This is a genomic window from Paenibacillus sp. FSL E2-0177 (assembly GCF_037992975.1).
In the GTDB taxonomy this organism is placed as follows: Bacteria; Bacillota; Bacilli; order Paenibacillales; family Paenibacillaceae; genus Paenibacillus_AQ; species Paenibacillus_AQ odorifer.
Genome location: NZ_CP150307.1, coordinates 1,017,095 through 1,031,533 on the forward strand (window position 1 = coordinate 1,017,095; position 14,439 = coordinate 1,031,533).

At 47.5% G+C, this 14,439-nt stretch carries 8 protein-coding genes, 15 tRNA genes and 3 rRNA genes; 22 read left to right on the forward strand and 4 right to left on the reverse strand.

Translation table 11 applies throughout. The annotated features are described in order from the left end of the window. Nucleotides 1-6: 6 nt before the first annotated feature. Nucleotides 7-294 carry a hypothetical protein gene (locus MHI25_RS04480; RefSeq protein ID WP_076302934.1) on the reverse strand — a complete coding sequence of 96 codons (288 nt, stop codon included), beginning with the start codon at nucleotides 292-294 and terminating at the stop codon, nucleotides 7-9. A 472-nt stretch (nucleotides 295-766) separates the two neighbouring features. Between MHI25_RS04480 and MHI25_RS04485 the strand changes: the two genes are divergently transcribed. The 19 genes from MHI25_RS04485 (at nucleotide 767) to MHI25_RS04575 (ending at nucleotide 7,763) form a co-directional block, all read left to right on the forward strand. Then, nucleotides 767-2,324 (forward strand): 16S ribosomal RNA (locus tag MHI25_RS04485). Nucleotides 2,325-2,556: 232 nt separating this feature from the next. Further along, a 23S ribosomal RNA gene (locus MHI25_RS04490) occupies nucleotides 2,557-5,482 on the forward strand. Nucleotides 5,483-5,624: 142 nt separating this feature from the next. After that, a 5S ribosomal RNA gene (rrf, locus tag MHI25_RS04495) occupies nucleotides 5,625-5,741 on the forward strand. Together the 16S, 23S and 5S rRNA genes with 15 tRNA genes alongside form the textbook arrangement of a ribosomal RNA operon. A 57-nt stretch (nucleotides 5,742-5,798) precedes the next feature. Continuing rightward, nucleotides 5,799-5,875, forward strand: a tRNA-Ile gene (locus MHI25_RS04500). 3 nt (nucleotides 5,876-5,878) lie between these two features. Beyond that, nucleotides 5,879-5,954 (forward strand) — tRNA-Asn (locus MHI25_RS04505). A 5-nt stretch (nucleotides 5,955-5,959) separates the two neighbouring features. Then, nucleotides 5,960-6,052 (forward strand) — tRNA-Ser (locus MHI25_RS04510). A gap of 16 nt (nucleotides 6,053-6,068) precedes the next feature. Beyond that, nucleotides 6,069-6,140, forward strand: a tRNA-Glu gene (locus MHI25_RS04515). A gap of 6 nt (nucleotides 6,141-6,146) precedes the next feature. After that, nucleotides 6,147-6,222: transfer RNA gene (locus tag MHI25_RS04520), tRNA-Val, on the forward strand. 15 nt (nucleotides 6,223-6,237) lie between these two features. After that, nucleotides 6,238-6,314 (forward strand) — tRNA-Met (locus tag MHI25_RS04525). Nucleotides 6,315-6,385: 71 nt separating this feature from the next. Continuing rightward, nucleotides 6,386-6,462 (forward strand) — tRNA-Met (locus MHI25_RS04530). Nucleotides 6,463-6,487: 25 nt separating this feature from the next. Further along, nucleotides 6,488-6,565, forward strand: a tRNA-Asp gene (locus MHI25_RS04535). A 16-nt stretch (nucleotides 6,566-6,581) separates the two neighbouring features. Beyond that, nucleotides 6,582-6,656, forward strand: a tRNA-Gln gene (locus MHI25_RS04540). A gap of 7 nt (nucleotides 6,657-6,663) precedes the next feature. After that, a tRNA-Lys gene (locus MHI25_RS04545) sits at nucleotides 6,664-6,739 on the forward strand. Nucleotides 6,740-6,754: 15 nt separating this feature from the next. After that, nucleotides 6,755-6,839, forward strand: a tRNA-Leu gene (locus MHI25_RS04550). A 7-nt stretch (nucleotides 6,840-6,846) separates the two neighbouring features. Beyond that, a tRNA-Gly gene (locus MHI25_RS04555) sits at nucleotides 6,847-6,921 on the forward strand. A 10-nt stretch (nucleotides 6,922-6,931) separates the two neighbouring features. Further along, nucleotides 6,932-7,008: transfer RNA gene (locus tag MHI25_RS04560), tRNA-Arg, on the forward strand. 32 nt (nucleotides 7,009-7,040) lie between these two features. Further along, nucleotides 7,041-7,114, forward strand: a tRNA-Pro gene (locus tag MHI25_RS04565). A gap of 12 nt (nucleotides 7,115-7,126) precedes the next feature. Next, nucleotides 7,127-7,197, forward strand: a tRNA-Gly gene (locus MHI25_RS04570). A 101-nt stretch (nucleotides 7,198-7,298) separates the two neighbouring features. Continuing rightward, nucleotides 7,299-7,763 carry a YdeI/OmpD-associated family protein gene (locus MHI25_RS04575; RefSeq protein WP_076279888.1) on the forward strand — a complete coding sequence of 155 codons (465 nt, stop codon included), beginning with the start codon at nucleotides 7,299-7,301 and terminating at the stop codon, nucleotides 7,761-7,763. Nucleotides 7,764-7,832: 69 nt separating this feature from the next. Here MHI25_RS04575 and MHI25_RS04580 read toward each other — a convergent pair whose 3' ends face one another. Continuing rightward, nucleotides 7,833-8,288 (reverse strand): GreA/GreB family elongation factor, encoded by a 456-nt coding sequence (locus MHI25_RS04580; protein WP_036686880.1) that lies wholly within the window; start codon nucleotides 8,286-8,288, stop codon nucleotides 7,833-7,835. A gap of 396 nt (nucleotides 8,289-8,684) precedes the next feature. Between MHI25_RS04580 and MHI25_RS04585 the strand changes: the two genes are divergently transcribed. Beyond that, nucleotides 8,685-8,879 (forward strand): sporulation protein Cse60, encoded by a 195-nt coding sequence (locus tag MHI25_RS04585; protein ID WP_036686883.1) that lies wholly within the window; start codon nucleotides 8,685-8,687, stop codon nucleotides 8,877-8,879. A gap of 151 nt (nucleotides 8,880-9,030) precedes the next feature. Here MHI25_RS04585 and katA read toward each other — a convergent pair whose 3' ends face one another. Both katA and glgP read right to left on the reverse strand, forming a co-directional pair. Further along, complete coding sequence (gene katA, locus MHI25_RS04590) at nucleotides 9,031-10,488, reverse strand: catalase KatA (RefSeq protein ID WP_340395050.1); 1,458 nt, start codon at nucleotides 10,486-10,488, stop codon at nucleotides 9,031-9,033. Between the two features lie 262 nt (nucleotides 10,489-10,750). Further along, on the reverse strand, nucleotides 10,751-12,367 hold the full coding sequence (gene glgP, locus MHI25_RS04595) for an alpha-glucan family phosphorylase (RefSeq protein WP_076130674.1): 1,617 nt from the start codon (nucleotides 12,365-12,367) through the stop codon (nucleotides 10,751-10,753). 256 nt (nucleotides 12,368-12,623) lie between these two features. Here glgP and rbsK point away from each other — a divergent pair, with 256 nt between their 5' ends. Both rbsK and aroD read left to right on the forward strand, forming a co-directional pair. Beyond that, nucleotides 12,624-13,553, forward strand: coding sequence for a ribokinase (gene rbsK / locus MHI25_RS04600; protein WP_218641460.1), 930 nt, complete (start codon nucleotides 12,624-12,626; stop codon nucleotides 13,551-13,553). 61 nt (nucleotides 13,554-13,614) lie between these two features. Further along, nucleotides 13,615-14,379 (forward strand): type I 3-dehydroquinate dehydratase, encoded by a 765-nt coding sequence (gene aroD, locus MHI25_RS04605; protein WP_076130672.1) that lies wholly within the window; start codon nucleotides 13,615-13,617, stop codon nucleotides 14,377-14,379. Nucleotides 14,380-14,439: the final 60 nt, after the last annotated feature.

Sequence of the window (14,439 nt, forward strand, 5' to 3'; positions counted from 1 at the left end):
TTTGATTTACTTTCTTCTATAAGACTTGTGCCAATCTTGAATGGCCTCTTGGCGGGAGGGGAATCTCATCTGGATCCAATTGTTTGTTTCCCATTCATGAATCGCCTGCTGTTTAGTTTGGTAAAAGCTGTAGTCGCAAATGTTCCAGCTGTTATACAGTTTCTGATACCATTTCCCTTTAGGGATGTCGCCAGGGTAACGGCGGACGGCTTTATTGGCTTGTTTTTTAGCCCATGATGAACCATCTTTCTGTTGGTCGCTGCACACGGGTTGCTTTTTCACACTTCTGCTCATTGATTCTCCAACCTCCTTTTAGAGGGAAGCTAGAGATCATGCAAGGTCTTTATATGAATCACCTCTTTGCCAAAAAATAATGGAATTGATACCTATGTATGAAGGGGCTCTGATGTTAAATAGATAGACGCGGAAAAGGGGAATACGGTTGCGATACAATTGCGGAGAAGTATGTGTTTAGTTTTTTTAAATAAAGCTTGCAATGAATCTCTATACATGATATATTCTAAGTCCGGCCAAGAAGTACACATGCCGAGCTCGAAAAAGAAGTTGAAAAAAGAGCTTGACATTAAATAGCCGAACATGATATAGTATAAGAGTTGCTGCTGAGACATTAAACGGCGCCAACGAGAACTTGATCTTTGAAAACTGAACAACGAGTGAGTAGGAAATCACGCAAGTGAAATCCAAAATTAGAGAATTAATTTTCTCGTCAGATGTTTCAAAATGAGCATATCGCTCTTTTCAATACTAATTGGAGAGTTTGATCCTGGCTCAGGACGAACGCTGGCGGCGTGCCTAATACATGCAAGTCGAGCGGAGTTATTTTGAAAGCTTGCTTTCAAAATAACTTAGCGGCGGACGGGTGAGTAACACGTAGGCAACCTGCCCTTCAGACTGGGATAACTACCGGAAACGGTAGCTAATACCGGATAATTTCTTTTTTCTCCTGAGAGAAGAATGAAAGACGGAGCAATCTGTCACTGAGGGATGGGCCTGCGGCGCATTAGCTAGTTGGTGGGGTAACGGCCCACCAAGGCGACGATGCGTAGCCGACCTGAGAGGGTGAACGGCCACACTGGGACTGAGACACGGCCCAGACTCCTACGGGAGGCAGCAGTAGGGAATCTTCCGCAATGGGCGAAAGCCTGACGGAGCAACGCCGCGTGAGTGATGAAGGTTTTCGGATCGTAAAGCTCTGTTGCCAGGGAAGAACGTCCGGTAGAGTAACTGTTACCGGAGTGACGGTACCTGAGAAGAAAGCCCCGGCTAACTACGTGCCAGCAGCCGCGGTAATACGTAGGGGGCAAGCGTTGTCCGGAATTATTGGGCGTAAAGCGCGCGCAGGCGGCTATTTAAGTCTGGTGTTTAAACCTTGGGCTCAACCTGAGGTCGCACTGGAAACTGGGTGGCTTGAGTACAGAAGAGGAAAGTGGAATTCCACGTGTAGCGGTGAAATGCGTAGATATGTGGAGGAACACCAGTGGCGAAGGCGACTTTCTGGGCTGTAACTGACGCTGAGGCGCGAAAGCGTGGGGAGCAAACAGGATTAGATACCCTGGTAGTCCACGCCGTAAACGATGAGTGCTAGGTGTTAGGGGTTTCGATACCCTTGGTGCCGAAGTTAACACAGTAAGCACTCCGCCTGGGGAGTACGGTCGCAAGACTGAAACTCAAAGGAATTGACGGGGACCCGCACAAGCAGTGGAGTATGTGGTTTAATTCGAAGCAACGCGAAGAACCTTACCAGGTCTTGACATCCCTCTGAATCCGCTAGAGATAGCGGCGGCCTTCGGGACAGAGGAGACAGGTGGTGCATGGTTGTCGTCAGCTCGTGTCGTGAGATGTTGGGTTAAGTCCCGCAACGAGCGCAACCCTTAACTTTAGTTGCCAGCAGGTAATGCTGGGCACTCTAGAGTGACTGCCGGTGACAAACCGGAGGAAGGTGGGGATGACGTCAAATCATCATGCCCCTTATGACCTGGGCTACACACGTACTACAATGGCCGGTACAACGGGAAGCGAAGCCGCGAGGTGGAGCCAATCCCATCAAAGCCGGTCTCAGTTCGGATTGCAGGCTGCAACTCGCCTGCATGAAGTCGGAATTGCTAGTAATCGCGGATCAGCATGCCGCGGTGAATACGTTCCCGGGTCTTGTACACACCGCCCGTCACACCACGAGAGTTTACAACACCCGAAGTCGGTGGGGTAACCCGCAAGGGAGCCAGCCGCCGAAGGTGGGGTAGATGATTGGGGTGAAGTCGTAACAAGGTAGCCGTATCGGAAGGTGCGGCTGGATCACCTCCTTTCTATGGAGAATCGTTCTCTGCAATGAGAACATTCAAATCGGAAGTTTAACTTCCAAAACTCAGGTTTAGGCCTGTTACTCACTCGTTGCTCAGTTTTGAGAGTTTAAGCTCTCAAGTAAGACTTGATCCTTGAAAACTGGATACCGAAACGAATTTGCGTTTTAGAACATCTTTTAGCAACTTGTGTAAACAAGTAAATGTTATTAGTGAGATTTTTCTTTGGAAAAATCAAGGTTAAGCTAATAAGAGCACACGGAGGATGCCTAGGCGCCAGGAGCCGACGAAGGACGTGGCGAACAACGAAACTGCCTCGGGGAGCTGTAAGCAAGCTTTGATCCGGGGGTGTCCGAATGGGGAAACCCAGCTGTGGTAATTCGCAGTTACTCATTTCTGAATACATAGGAAATGTAGAGGCAGACCAGGGGAACTGAAACATCTAAGTACCCTGAGGAAGAGAAAACAATAGTGATTCCGTCAGTAGCGGCGAGCGAACGCGGAACAGCCTAAACCTAAGAGCTTGCTCTTAGGGGTTGTGGGACGTCTCACATGGAGTTACAAAGGAATATGGTAGGTGAAGAGGTCTGGAAAGGCCCGCGATAGAGGTAAAAGCCCTGTAGCCTAAACTGTGTTCTCTCCGAGACGGATCCCGAGTAGTGCGGGGCACGTGAAACCCCGTATGAATCCAGCAGGACCATCTGCTAAGGCTAAATACTACCTGGCGACCGATAGTGAAACAGTACCGTGAGGGAAAGGTGAAAAGCACCCCGGAAGGGGAGTGAAATAGAACCTGAAACCGTGTGCTTACAAAAAGTCAGAGCCCGATCTATGGGTGATGGCGTGCCTTTTGTAGAATGAACCGGCGAGTTACGTTTAACATGCAAGGTTAAGCCGAGAAGGTGGAGCCGCAGCGAAAGCGAGTCTGAATAGGGCGACTTAGTATGTGGACGTAGACCCGAAACCGTGTGATCTACCCCTGTCCAGGGTGAAGGTGCGGTAACACGCACTGGAGGCCCGAACCCACGTACGTTGAAAAGTGCGGGGATGAGGTGGGGGTAGCGGAGAAATTCCAATCGAACTCGGAGATAGCTGGTTCTCCCCGAAATAGCTTTAGGGCTAGCCTCGGTATAAGAGTAGTGGAGGTAGAGCACTGATTGGGTGCGGGGTCCGCAAGGATTACCAAGCTCAGTCAAACTCCGAATGCCATATACTTATTGCCGGGAGTCAGACAGTGAGTGCTAAGATCCATTGTCAAAAGGGAAACAGCCCAGACCATCAGCTAAGGTCCCCAAGTGTGTGTTAAGTGGGAAAGGATGTGGAGTTGCACAGACAACCAGGATGTTGGCTTAGAAGCAGCCACCATTGAAAGAGTGCGTAATAGCTCACTGGTCGAGTGACTCTGCGCCGAAAATGTAACGGGGCTAAACACACCACCGAAGCTATGGCTAGATGCTTTGCATCTGGGGTAGGGGAGCGTTGTGTAGGGGTTGAAGGTGTACTGAAAAGAGCGCTGGACACTACACAAGTGAGAATGCCGGTATGAGTAACGAAAAGATCAGTGAGAATCTGATCCGCCGAAAGCCCAAGGTTTCCTGAGGAAGGCTCGTCCGCTCAGGGTAAGTCGGGACCTAAGGCGAGGCCGAAAGGCGTAGTCGAAGGACAACAGTTTGAAATTACTGTACCACCGTAATCCGCTATGAGCGATGGGGTGACGCAGGAGGGTAGTGACGCGGACTGATGGATGTCCGTCTAAGCAGTGAGGCTGATGTGTAGGCAAATCCGCACATCATTAAGGCTGGGCTGTGATGGGGAGCGAAAATTATAGTAGCGAAGGTCATGATCTCACACTGCCAAGAAAAGCCTCTAGCCAGGAGAAGGTGCCCGTACCGCAAACCGACACAGGTAGGCGAGAAGAGAATTCTAAGGCGCGCGGAAGAACTCTCGTTAAGGAACTCGGCAAAATGACCCCGTAACTTCGGGAGAAGGGGTGCCCCGGTAGTGTGAATAGCACGAGGGGGCCGCAGTGAAAAGGCCCAAGCGACTGTTTAGCAAAAACACAGGTCTGTGCGAAGCCGCAAGGCGAAGTATACGGGCTGACGCCTGCCCGGTGCTGGAAGGTTAAGGGGAGTGGTTAGGGGTAACCCGAAGCTATGAACCGAAGCCCCAGTAAACGGCGGCCGTAACTATAACGGTCCTAAGGTAGCGAAATTCCTTGTCAGGTAAATTCTGACCCGCACGAATGGCGTAACGACTTGGGCGCTGTCTCAACGAGAGATCCGGTGAAATTTTAATACCTGTGAAGATGCAGGTTACCCGCGACAAGACGGAAAGACCCCATGGAGCTTTACTGCAGCTTGATATTGAATTTGGGTACGATCTGTACAGGATAGGTGGGAGCCGTAGAAATCGGAGCGCAAGCTTCGGTGGAGGCGCCGTTGGGATACCACCCTGATCGTATCTAGGTTCTAACCTAGTACCCTTATCGGGTACGGGGACCGTGTCAGGCGGGCAGTTTGACTGGGGCGGTCGCCTCCTAAAGAGTAACGGAGGCGTTCCAAGGTTCCCTCAGAATGGTTGGAAATCATTCGCAGAGTGCAAAGGCATAAGGGAGCTTGACTGCGAGACCTACAAGTCGAGCAGGGACGAAAGTCGGACTTAGTGATCCGGTGGTACCGCATGGAAGGGCCATCGCTCAACGGATAAAAGCTACCCTGGGGATAACAGGCTTATCTCCCCCAAGAGTCCACATCGACGGGGAGGTTTGGCACCTCGATGTCGGCTCATCGCATCCTGGGGCTGAAGTAGGTCCCAAGGGTTGGGCTGTTCGCCCATTAAAGCGGTACGCGAGCTGGGTTCAGAACGTCGTGAGACAGTTCGGTCCCTATCTGTCGTGGGCGCAGGAAATTTGAGAGGAGCTGTCCTTAGTACGAGAGGACCGGGATGGACGTACCGCTGGTGCACCAGTTGTTCCGCCAGGAGCATGGCTGGGTAGCTACGTACGGACGGGATAAGCGCTGAAAGCATCTAAGCGTGAAGCCCCCCTCAAGATGAGATTTCCCAATTAGTAAGACCCCTTGAAGACGACGAGGTAGATAGGTTGGAGGTGGAAGTGCAGCAATGCATGGAGCTGACCAATACTAATCGGTCGAGGGCTTATCCTAAAAATACCCCAAAAAGTGAAGAAGAAGCTGCGAAGCTAATTCCGAATACTTTCCGGGGGCCCCGTAAGAAGGGCAAACGCAAATTCGTTTCGGATTCAGTTTTCAGGCGATTAAGCCTGAGCATTTACGCTGTAAATGCCCGTTTGGTGGCGATAGCGGAGGGGTTCCACACGTACCCATCCCGAACACGACCGTTAAGCCCTCCAGCGCCGATGGTACTTGGACCGAAGGGTCCTGGGAGAGTAGGACGCCGCCAAGCGGACAACCACATTACCCGTGGTATTTTTTTTGCCCTTAATATTAATATGTCTTAGAAGGGCCTTTAGCTCAGCTGGTTAGAGCGCACCCCTGATAAGGGTGAGGTCGGTGGTTCGAGTCCACTAAGGCCCACCATATTCCCTGATAGCTCAGTTGGTAGAGCACTCGACTGTTAATCGAGTTGTCACAGGTTCGAGTCCTGTTCGGGGAGCCATTTATGGAGAGGTGTCCGAGTTTGGCCGAAGGAGCACGATTGGAAATCGTGTAGGCGCCACAAGCGTCTCGAGGGTTCGAATCCCTCTCTCTCCGCCATAAAAATTATTAGCATGGCCCGTTGGTCAAGGGGTTAAGACACCTCCCTTTCACGGAGGTAACATGGGTTCGAATCCCATACGGGTCATATCATGGAGGCTTAGCTCAGCTGGGAGAGCATCTGCCTTACAAGCAGAGGGTCGGGGGTTCGATCCCCTCAGCCTCCACCATATTATTTTCACTGACGCGGGGTGGAGCAGCCCGGTAGCTCGTCGGGCTCATAACCCGAAGGTCGCAGGTTCAAGTCCTGCCCCCGCAACCAATTTACTCTTATACATTATGTTTAGGGATAAGCTGGTATGGTGAAAATGAATAGTATATACTTATTAATGACGCGGGGTGGAGCAGCCCGGTAGCTCGTCGGGCTCATAACCCGAAGGCCGCAGGTTCAAATCCTGCCCCCGCAACCAATTTACACTTATGCATTATGTCTATGGAACCGTGGTGTAGTTGGCCTAACATGCCTGCCTGTCACGCAGGAGATCGCGGGTTCGAATCCCGTCGGTTCCGCCATTTAGTTAATTATTATTGGGGATTAGCCAAGCGGTAAGGCAACGGACTTTGACTCCGTCATGCATAGGTTCAAATCCTATATCCCCAGCCATTTATGAGAGCCATTAGCTCAGTTGGTAGAGCACCTGACTTTTAATCAGGGTGTCGAAGGTTCGAGTCCTTCATGGCTCACCATTTTTTTTTAAGTGTGCGCGTGTGGCGGAATTGGCAGACGCACCAGACTTAGGATCTGGCGTTTCACGACGTGGGGGTTCGAGTCCCTTCACGCGCACCATGTTTTTGCGGACGTGGCTCAGCGGTAGAGCATCGCCTTGCCAAGGCGAGGGTCGCGGGTTCGATTCCCGTCGTCCGCTCCATATAGATTTTGCGCCCTTAGCTCAGCTGGATAGAGCGTTTGACTACGAATCAAAAGGCCGGGAGTTCGAATCTCTCAGGGCGCGCCATTTTTATTACTAAGCAGTTATAGTATTGTTAACGGGATGTAGCTCAGCTTGGTAGAGCACCTGGTTTGGGACCAGGGGGTCGCATGTTCAAATCGTGTCATCCCGATTTTATACCTTTGCGGGTGTAGTTCAATGGTAGAACTTCAGCCTTCCAAGCTGATAGCGTGGGTTCGATTCCCATCACCCGCTTATAAAGAGAGACACCTGCCGGTATTAGGCGGGTGTTTTTTTGTATAGTTAAGCACGTATGGATACAATAGGAACTAGAGATTTTATTTGAGGAGGGGCCAATGTTTGAATTTGAAGCAAGGTTAGTCAGACCAGATACGAATGGGAGTTGGACATATCTTACGGTTCCTTTTGACGCTGAACAAATATATGAAACTAAATCAAGGATACAAGTTAAAGGAAGCCTGAATGACATTCCCTATAGAGGAACACTCATGCCGCATGGTAATGGGAAACATTTTATGGTCGTGAAAAAAGAACTGCGAGACTTAGCCCATGCTCAACCTGGAGATATAGTTCGGGTGACAATGGAACAAGATCATCAATTGCGAGAGATAGAAGCTCCAGAAGATTTTCTGGACGCACTAAGCAGCAATGAGCAGGCAGAGGTATATTATAACAGCTTGGCTTATTCCTATCGGAAGGAATATGTGAGCTGGATCGAAGGGGCGAAAAGACCGGAAACCAGAGCAGCAAGGATCCAGAAGTCAGTTAATAAGCTGGAAGAAGGTTTGAGGCTTAAATAATAGAACAGCGTCCTCCTCCTTAATATCTGGAAAGGGACGCTGCTGTAGTGGGTATATAAGGGATCGTCCTTATATAAGAACGCCTACTTCACCATTATTCACGAACTTAATGCTTTCGATCTTCACCTCTAGTTGACCTGAAGGAATCGCTAGCTGACAAGTACTGCCGAGCTCAGCCAGCAGCAGCTGCATGCCTATAGGTGACAACATAGAAATCTTGTTATCGTTAGGTTCTGCTTGGTTAGGAAATACGATGGTATAGATATCTGTAGTATTATCGTCCAAGTAACGAAGCTGCAGCTGACTTCCGATAAAGACCTGTGAATTTAAATCTTCACCATTGAACTCAGTTAGTAATTGTTCCAGCTCGGAGCAATAACGGGATAACAGCGTTTCAGCGTTGCTTCTATCCTTGCTCCGTACCGGAAAGTACTGATTTAGAAATGCGATTTTTTCCTCATCAAAATAGATAAGCTGCTGAAGCAGCTGTGTCCGTGAGCCTTCATAGATAAGACTATGGTTCATAGTAGATTTCACCCCCTCTAAGTAGCACATTCCTTGTAAACCTGTTATGGTGTGTTGCCATCTTAAAATCCCTCCTATACAAATAGAGGTCCCCCAATGGAGACCTTCTGATCAGTATACCAGCTTCTATTTGTAAATCCAATCCATTTTAAAAGGGGAATTAAAACCTTCTAAATATTGTAATGAAAACCTTTGACTATTACATACTTGGGTGCTATGATAGGCTGATGCATAGGCATTTCGTAGAAAACTGCGAAATGCCTATACTGTATTTTGAAGATATTTTTACATTAATTGTTACCTGGGGAGTGATACGCCATGTACATTTCGTTGAGTTCACATATAGATTCCAGAACTATAAAATAACTACTTAATTTATTAAAGGAGGAGATCAGGATGATTCAAGTTAAAGAGTTTGTAGATGCTGACAATTCTTATGCAGAGAATAAAGCTAATGAGTTCCTGGCAGGACTACGGGAGGAACAGATTGTGAATATCTGTTACGGTTCGGTAGTTAAATCATCACGTGATGGGGCAGAGCACCAAAGAACCACTATACTGGTCGTGTATAAGACAAATGAAAGGCAATAACTGGAACACGTTTTTTTCATGTCTATCCATTGTCTCCACGCTGGGCGTTGTGATTGTCATCATTTATTATGTTTTCAGCTAATTAGCAAAAAGAGGACCTTTCCCATCTACGGGCAAAGGTCCTCTTTAGTTTATAAGTGCATTTACAATCTTACATTCCGTCTGGTACAGATAAACCCAAACCGGATGCGATACGCTGTCCCAAGTCTGGATCAGCTTTAAAGAAATGCTCAATCTGGAGACGTTTGATATCGTTACTTTCAACAGGAGTCATAGCGCCAACGATATTTTGAACTAGACGGGTACGTTCTTCTTCAGACATTAGACGGTACAAGTCACCTGGTTGTGTATAGTGATCGTCACTATTGTAGGAGACACTATCCGCATAACCAGAGACTTCGAACGGCGATGTTTTATGCTGCGGTGATTCTTTAGGTCCTCCTAAGCTGTTAGGCTCGTAATAGGCACCGGAACCGCCATTGTTGCCCAAGGCCATACCACCATCACGTTGATAGTTCTTCACTTCTACTTTTGGACGGTTGATAGGTAAACTGTTATGGTTGGGACCAACCCGGTGACGGTGTGCATCACCATAAGCGAACAGACGGCCTTGTAGCAATTTATCCGGCGAAGCTTCAATACCAGGAACGAAAGAGCCGGGGGAGAATGTAACTTGTTCTACTTCAGCGAAGTAGTTCTCCGGATTGCGATCCAATACCATACGGCCAACCTCGATTAACGGATAATCTTTTTGCGACCAGACCTTTGTTACATCAAATGGATCAAAACGGTAAGTCTTCGCATCCTCGATTGGCATAATTTGCACGTAGAGCTTCCAAGCAGGGAAATCTCCTTTATCAATAGCATTAAACAAGTCCTCTGTATGATAATCCGGGTTTTCCCCAGCGATTTTGGCAGCAAGGTCTGCATCTAGATTCTTAATGCCTTGTTCTGTTTTGAAATGGTATTTCACCCAGACTGCATTGCCCTCGGCATTTACCCACTTGAAGGTATGGCTACCGAACCCATGCATATGTCTCAGTGTAGCTGGAATTCCGCGATCCGACATCAAAATCGTTACCTGATGCAAAGATTCAGGCGATAAAGACCAGAAGTCCCATACAGCATTCGGGTTCTTCAGATGTGTCTGTGGATCACGTTTCTGTGTATGAATAAAGTCCGGGAATTTAATCGCATCACGAACGAAGAATACAGGCGTATTGTTACCTACGAGATCATAGTTTCCTTCTTCAGTATAGAACTTCACGGCAAATCCACGAGGGTCACGTACGGTATCAGCAGAACCTAATTCACCAGCTACAGTAGAAAAACGAATGAACAACGGTGTACGTTTGCCTACTTCAGACAAAAAGTTAGCTTTTGTGTATTGGGTTAGATCTTTTGTAACTTCAAAATACCCGTGAGCGCCAGCACCTTTAGCATGAACGACACGTTCAGGAACACGTTCTCTGTTAAAGTGGGCTAATTTCTCAAGCAAATGGACATCTTGCAGTAAAGTGGAACCGCGGTCACCGGCTGTCATTGAATTCTGATTGTCGCCTACTGGAGCACCCCAGCTGGTTGTAAGATTATTATTATTGGAGCTCATTAATAGAATCACCTCATGAGATTTGATTTTAGATTTAGTATAAGTTCTATATTAATGTTTTTTAGAGAAATTGCAACACTTTTTAAATAATTGACTCATTACAATATGTGGTAATCGTCAATACATCGTTGGCACATTCAGATATATATGATAGACAAAGTGATTAATTACTTAGCAGAATTAAAAAAGAAACAGCGCATCCCTACCATCACTGAAGGGGTGCGCTGCATTTTTTGATATAGAAGATATTCGGTTCTTGTACTTAGGCTTTAATGTACATTCTGTTGTAATATTCATCTAACATTCTTTTGGTGGCAAACTCCGTACGGGTGGTTTCGATACTCTTTTTCATCATTTGTACCCACTGTTCACGATTCTCGTAAAAGGTTGGGAGCACACGTTTCAATAAGGTGTCGTACAGTGCATCACTATCATGCTTATCCAGCACCTCAAAGTCTGTAGTTTCGAAGCCGTCTCCAATCTGCCAGCCATTCTCACCATCGATGCAGGCTTCCGGCCACCAGCCATCCAGAATAGAACAGTTCAATACACCGTTCATAGCTGCTTTCATCCCGGAGGTGCCGCTGGCTTCCAATGGTCTGCGTGGATTGTTGAGCCAAATATCAGCACCGCGCGTCAGCTGGGCGCCAATCGTCATATCGTAATTCTCGAGGAACACAACACTCTTTGGATACTTTTTCATCATCGCTACTAGGTTACTGACGATTTTTTTACCGTTATCATCGAGTGGGTGCGCTTTGCCGGAGAATACAATTTGTATCTTTCCAGACTCCAGATAAGGTTCGATAATTTCTGGCTGTGAGAAGATCAGGTCGCTTCGTTTATATGGAGCTGCTCTGCGTGAGAAGCCGATGAGTAAATTGTCAGCATTTAAGCTAATGCCGGAACGTTCTTTGATGAACTGGATCAGTTCGCCCTTGATCTCTTTATGCACTGCCCATAAGTCTCCATCCTGTTCGTAGGCTTGCGTCATTCTATCATCTACCCAGGTAGGAGTATGGATGGCATTAGTAATGCCTATAATTTCTGATCTTCCGGCTACTTCCTTCCACATTTTATTAGCCGTATCGGCGTGTAGCTGGGCTACTGCGTTGGAGATACGTGATAGCCTTAAACCTGCAACCGTCATATTAAATGGCTCGCCGCCGATCCGCTCCATCTGGTCACGGGTTAAGCCGTTGAACGCACTCATATACTCAAGTCGGTCGAGAGGATGGGTTTCGTTGCCTTCTTTGATTGGTGTGTGGGTAGTGAATACGACTTCTTCGCGAGTAGCTTTCCACGCTTCTTCGAAGGTATGGCCTCCGGACATTTTTTCACGGATTAGCTCGATAGCCGCTAGAGCCGCATGACCCTCATTGAAGTGATAGACATCAATAGGGATTTGCAGTGCACGCATAGCTTTGACTCCACCAATCCCAAGTACGATCTCTTGTGCGATCCGTTCTTCGCCGAACCAGCCGTACAATTGGCCTGTGATCCAGGCATCATTATTCTCGGGAATATCCGTATCCAGTAAATACAATGTGCTGTTGCCAAAATAATCAGTTTTCCATACTTTGCATACCACATCGGTTTTTCGGACTTTAACAGTTACCTTAACCCCTGTATCTTCAAGAAACTCATAAACATAATTGTGATAGGAGTCGTACGGATTGCCATTGGCATCAATCTTTTGGTCCGTGTAACCTTGTTTCCACTTCAGCCCAATAGGGATGATAGGGGCGTTGATATCTTTTGCACCCTTGATGTAGTCTCCGGCAAGAATGCCCAGACCTCCGGCATACATTTTGAAATCGGAATGCAGCCCGTACTCCATACTAAAATAAGCGACTGACGGTAATTTTTGTTCGTTCACTTGATAAGCCTCCTAATCACGGATTAGATTAAATTGCAGTGAAGCTGCGGGCATTATCTTAGGTGCAAACGTTTGCTCAAAATAGTGCAGGCAATCATTGTGGAAGCGATTGCACCACTATTCTAGCACACTCGATGAATAAAAGCATAACGTCAATTTGGTGAAAACAACCATTTTGAATCCAATTGAGCGGAATTGATTGATAAAGTTTAAAGAAGCCCCTAAGATAAAGAGATTGAAGAAATAATTAATGGTGGTGTCTAAGTTGGATATAGTTGTGATTGGAAGCTTGAATATGGATATGGTGGTACGTACAAACCGGTCACCAAATGCAGGAGAAACCCTGATTGGACAAGCCTTTGCTCTATCTCCTGGCGGAAAAGGGGCAAATCAGGCCGTTGCCGCAGCACGTCTGGGTGCAGAGGTTAGTATGATCGGAAGAGTTGGAAAAGATACCTTTGGTAGCGAAATGCTGGAGATTATCAGGAATGAAGGCATTCATATAGAGCATATTTCTGTAAGTGAACATGAGGCAACAGGAGTCGCCTCAATCGTTATTGAAGAAGATGGAGAAAATCGGATTATCGTGGTACCTGGAGCGAATATTGAGCTTACGGTAGAGGATATTCAGGCATTGGAGGCTGTGATTAGCCAGGCTAAGATCATTGTGCTGCAGCTTGAAATGGATCTGGCGATGAGTGAGCAGGCGATTGCGATTGCCCATCGTAAGGGGATTCCGGTCATCCTTAATCCTGCACCAGCTAGAGTGCTAAAGGATGAGATGCTGGCTCAGGTATCTTACCTGACACCTAATGAGACGGAAGCCGGGATTTTGTCCGGAATGACTGTGGATAGCGCAGAGACTGCTGAGCAGGCAGCCCGTATTTTGCTGCAAAAAGGAGTACAGAACGTAATTGTAACCTTGGGTTCAAAAGGTGCCCTGATTGTGAATGCTGAAGGTGCCAAGGCTGTTCCAGGTTTCCCGGTAAAGGCGGTAGATACAGTTGCTGCCGGTGACTCATTTAATGGCGCATTAGCCCAGCAGCTGGTCTTAGGGAAGACCTTGGAGGAAGCCGTGAGCTTCGCTAATGCTGTAGGTGCATTGGCTGTAGGGAAAGAAGGGGCGATCCCTTCATTGCCGCAGTTGTCCGAGGTCGAGCAGTTTCTAAAACGTAAATCGCTGTAGAATAGACAGTACAGGATATTCAAGATCTATACTAGATGAGATAGGATAAGGAGCTTAAATAATGAGCAGAACAGTAACCGTTAAAAATGTGATCATCGGCGAAGGAATCCCTAAGATATGTGTTCCGCTAATTGGAGCGACCTTGTCTGAGCTGAAGCAGGAAGCGGAAGCGCTGAAAGTACTGCAACCTGATTTGGTGGAGTGGCGGACGGATTTTTTTGCTGAAGTGGAAGACGTTGCAGCTGTAAAGAACGCACTAAGCGAAATCTGTTCTGTGATTCCAGATCTGCCGCTTATTTTTACTTTTCGGAGTGCAAAAGAAGGCGGAGAGAAGCAAGTCAGCACGGAATATTACACAGCACTGAATAAAGCTGCTGCCGAGAGCGGTCTAGTAGATATAATAGATGTTGAACTATTTAATGATGAGCAGGATGTAAAGCTACTGGTCGAAGCTGCTCATGCTCATAACGTGTCTGTCATTATTTCAAATCATGATTTTCAGGGTACACCTCCTAAAGAGGAGATCATCTCACGGTTGTGCAAGGCGCAGGAGCTTGGCGGGGATTTGCCCAAAATTGCCGTTATGCCCCAAGATGCAGGCGATGTGCTAACTTTGCTGGAAGCTACACACATCATGAAGGAAAAATATGCAGACCGTCCGATTATAACGATGTCTATGGCGGGAGCCGGGGTGATCAGCCGTTTGGCAGGTGAAGTTTTTGGTTCAGCGCTTACCTTCGGAGCTGCACATAAACCTTCTGCACCTGGCCAGGTAGCTGTCGCTGAGCTTCGGAATACATTGTCGCTGCTGCACCGCAGTCTGTGATTTCTGCTGATTGCTATTGCCTCAAAAAAAAGGCATCCGGAGTATCCGGATGCCTTTTTC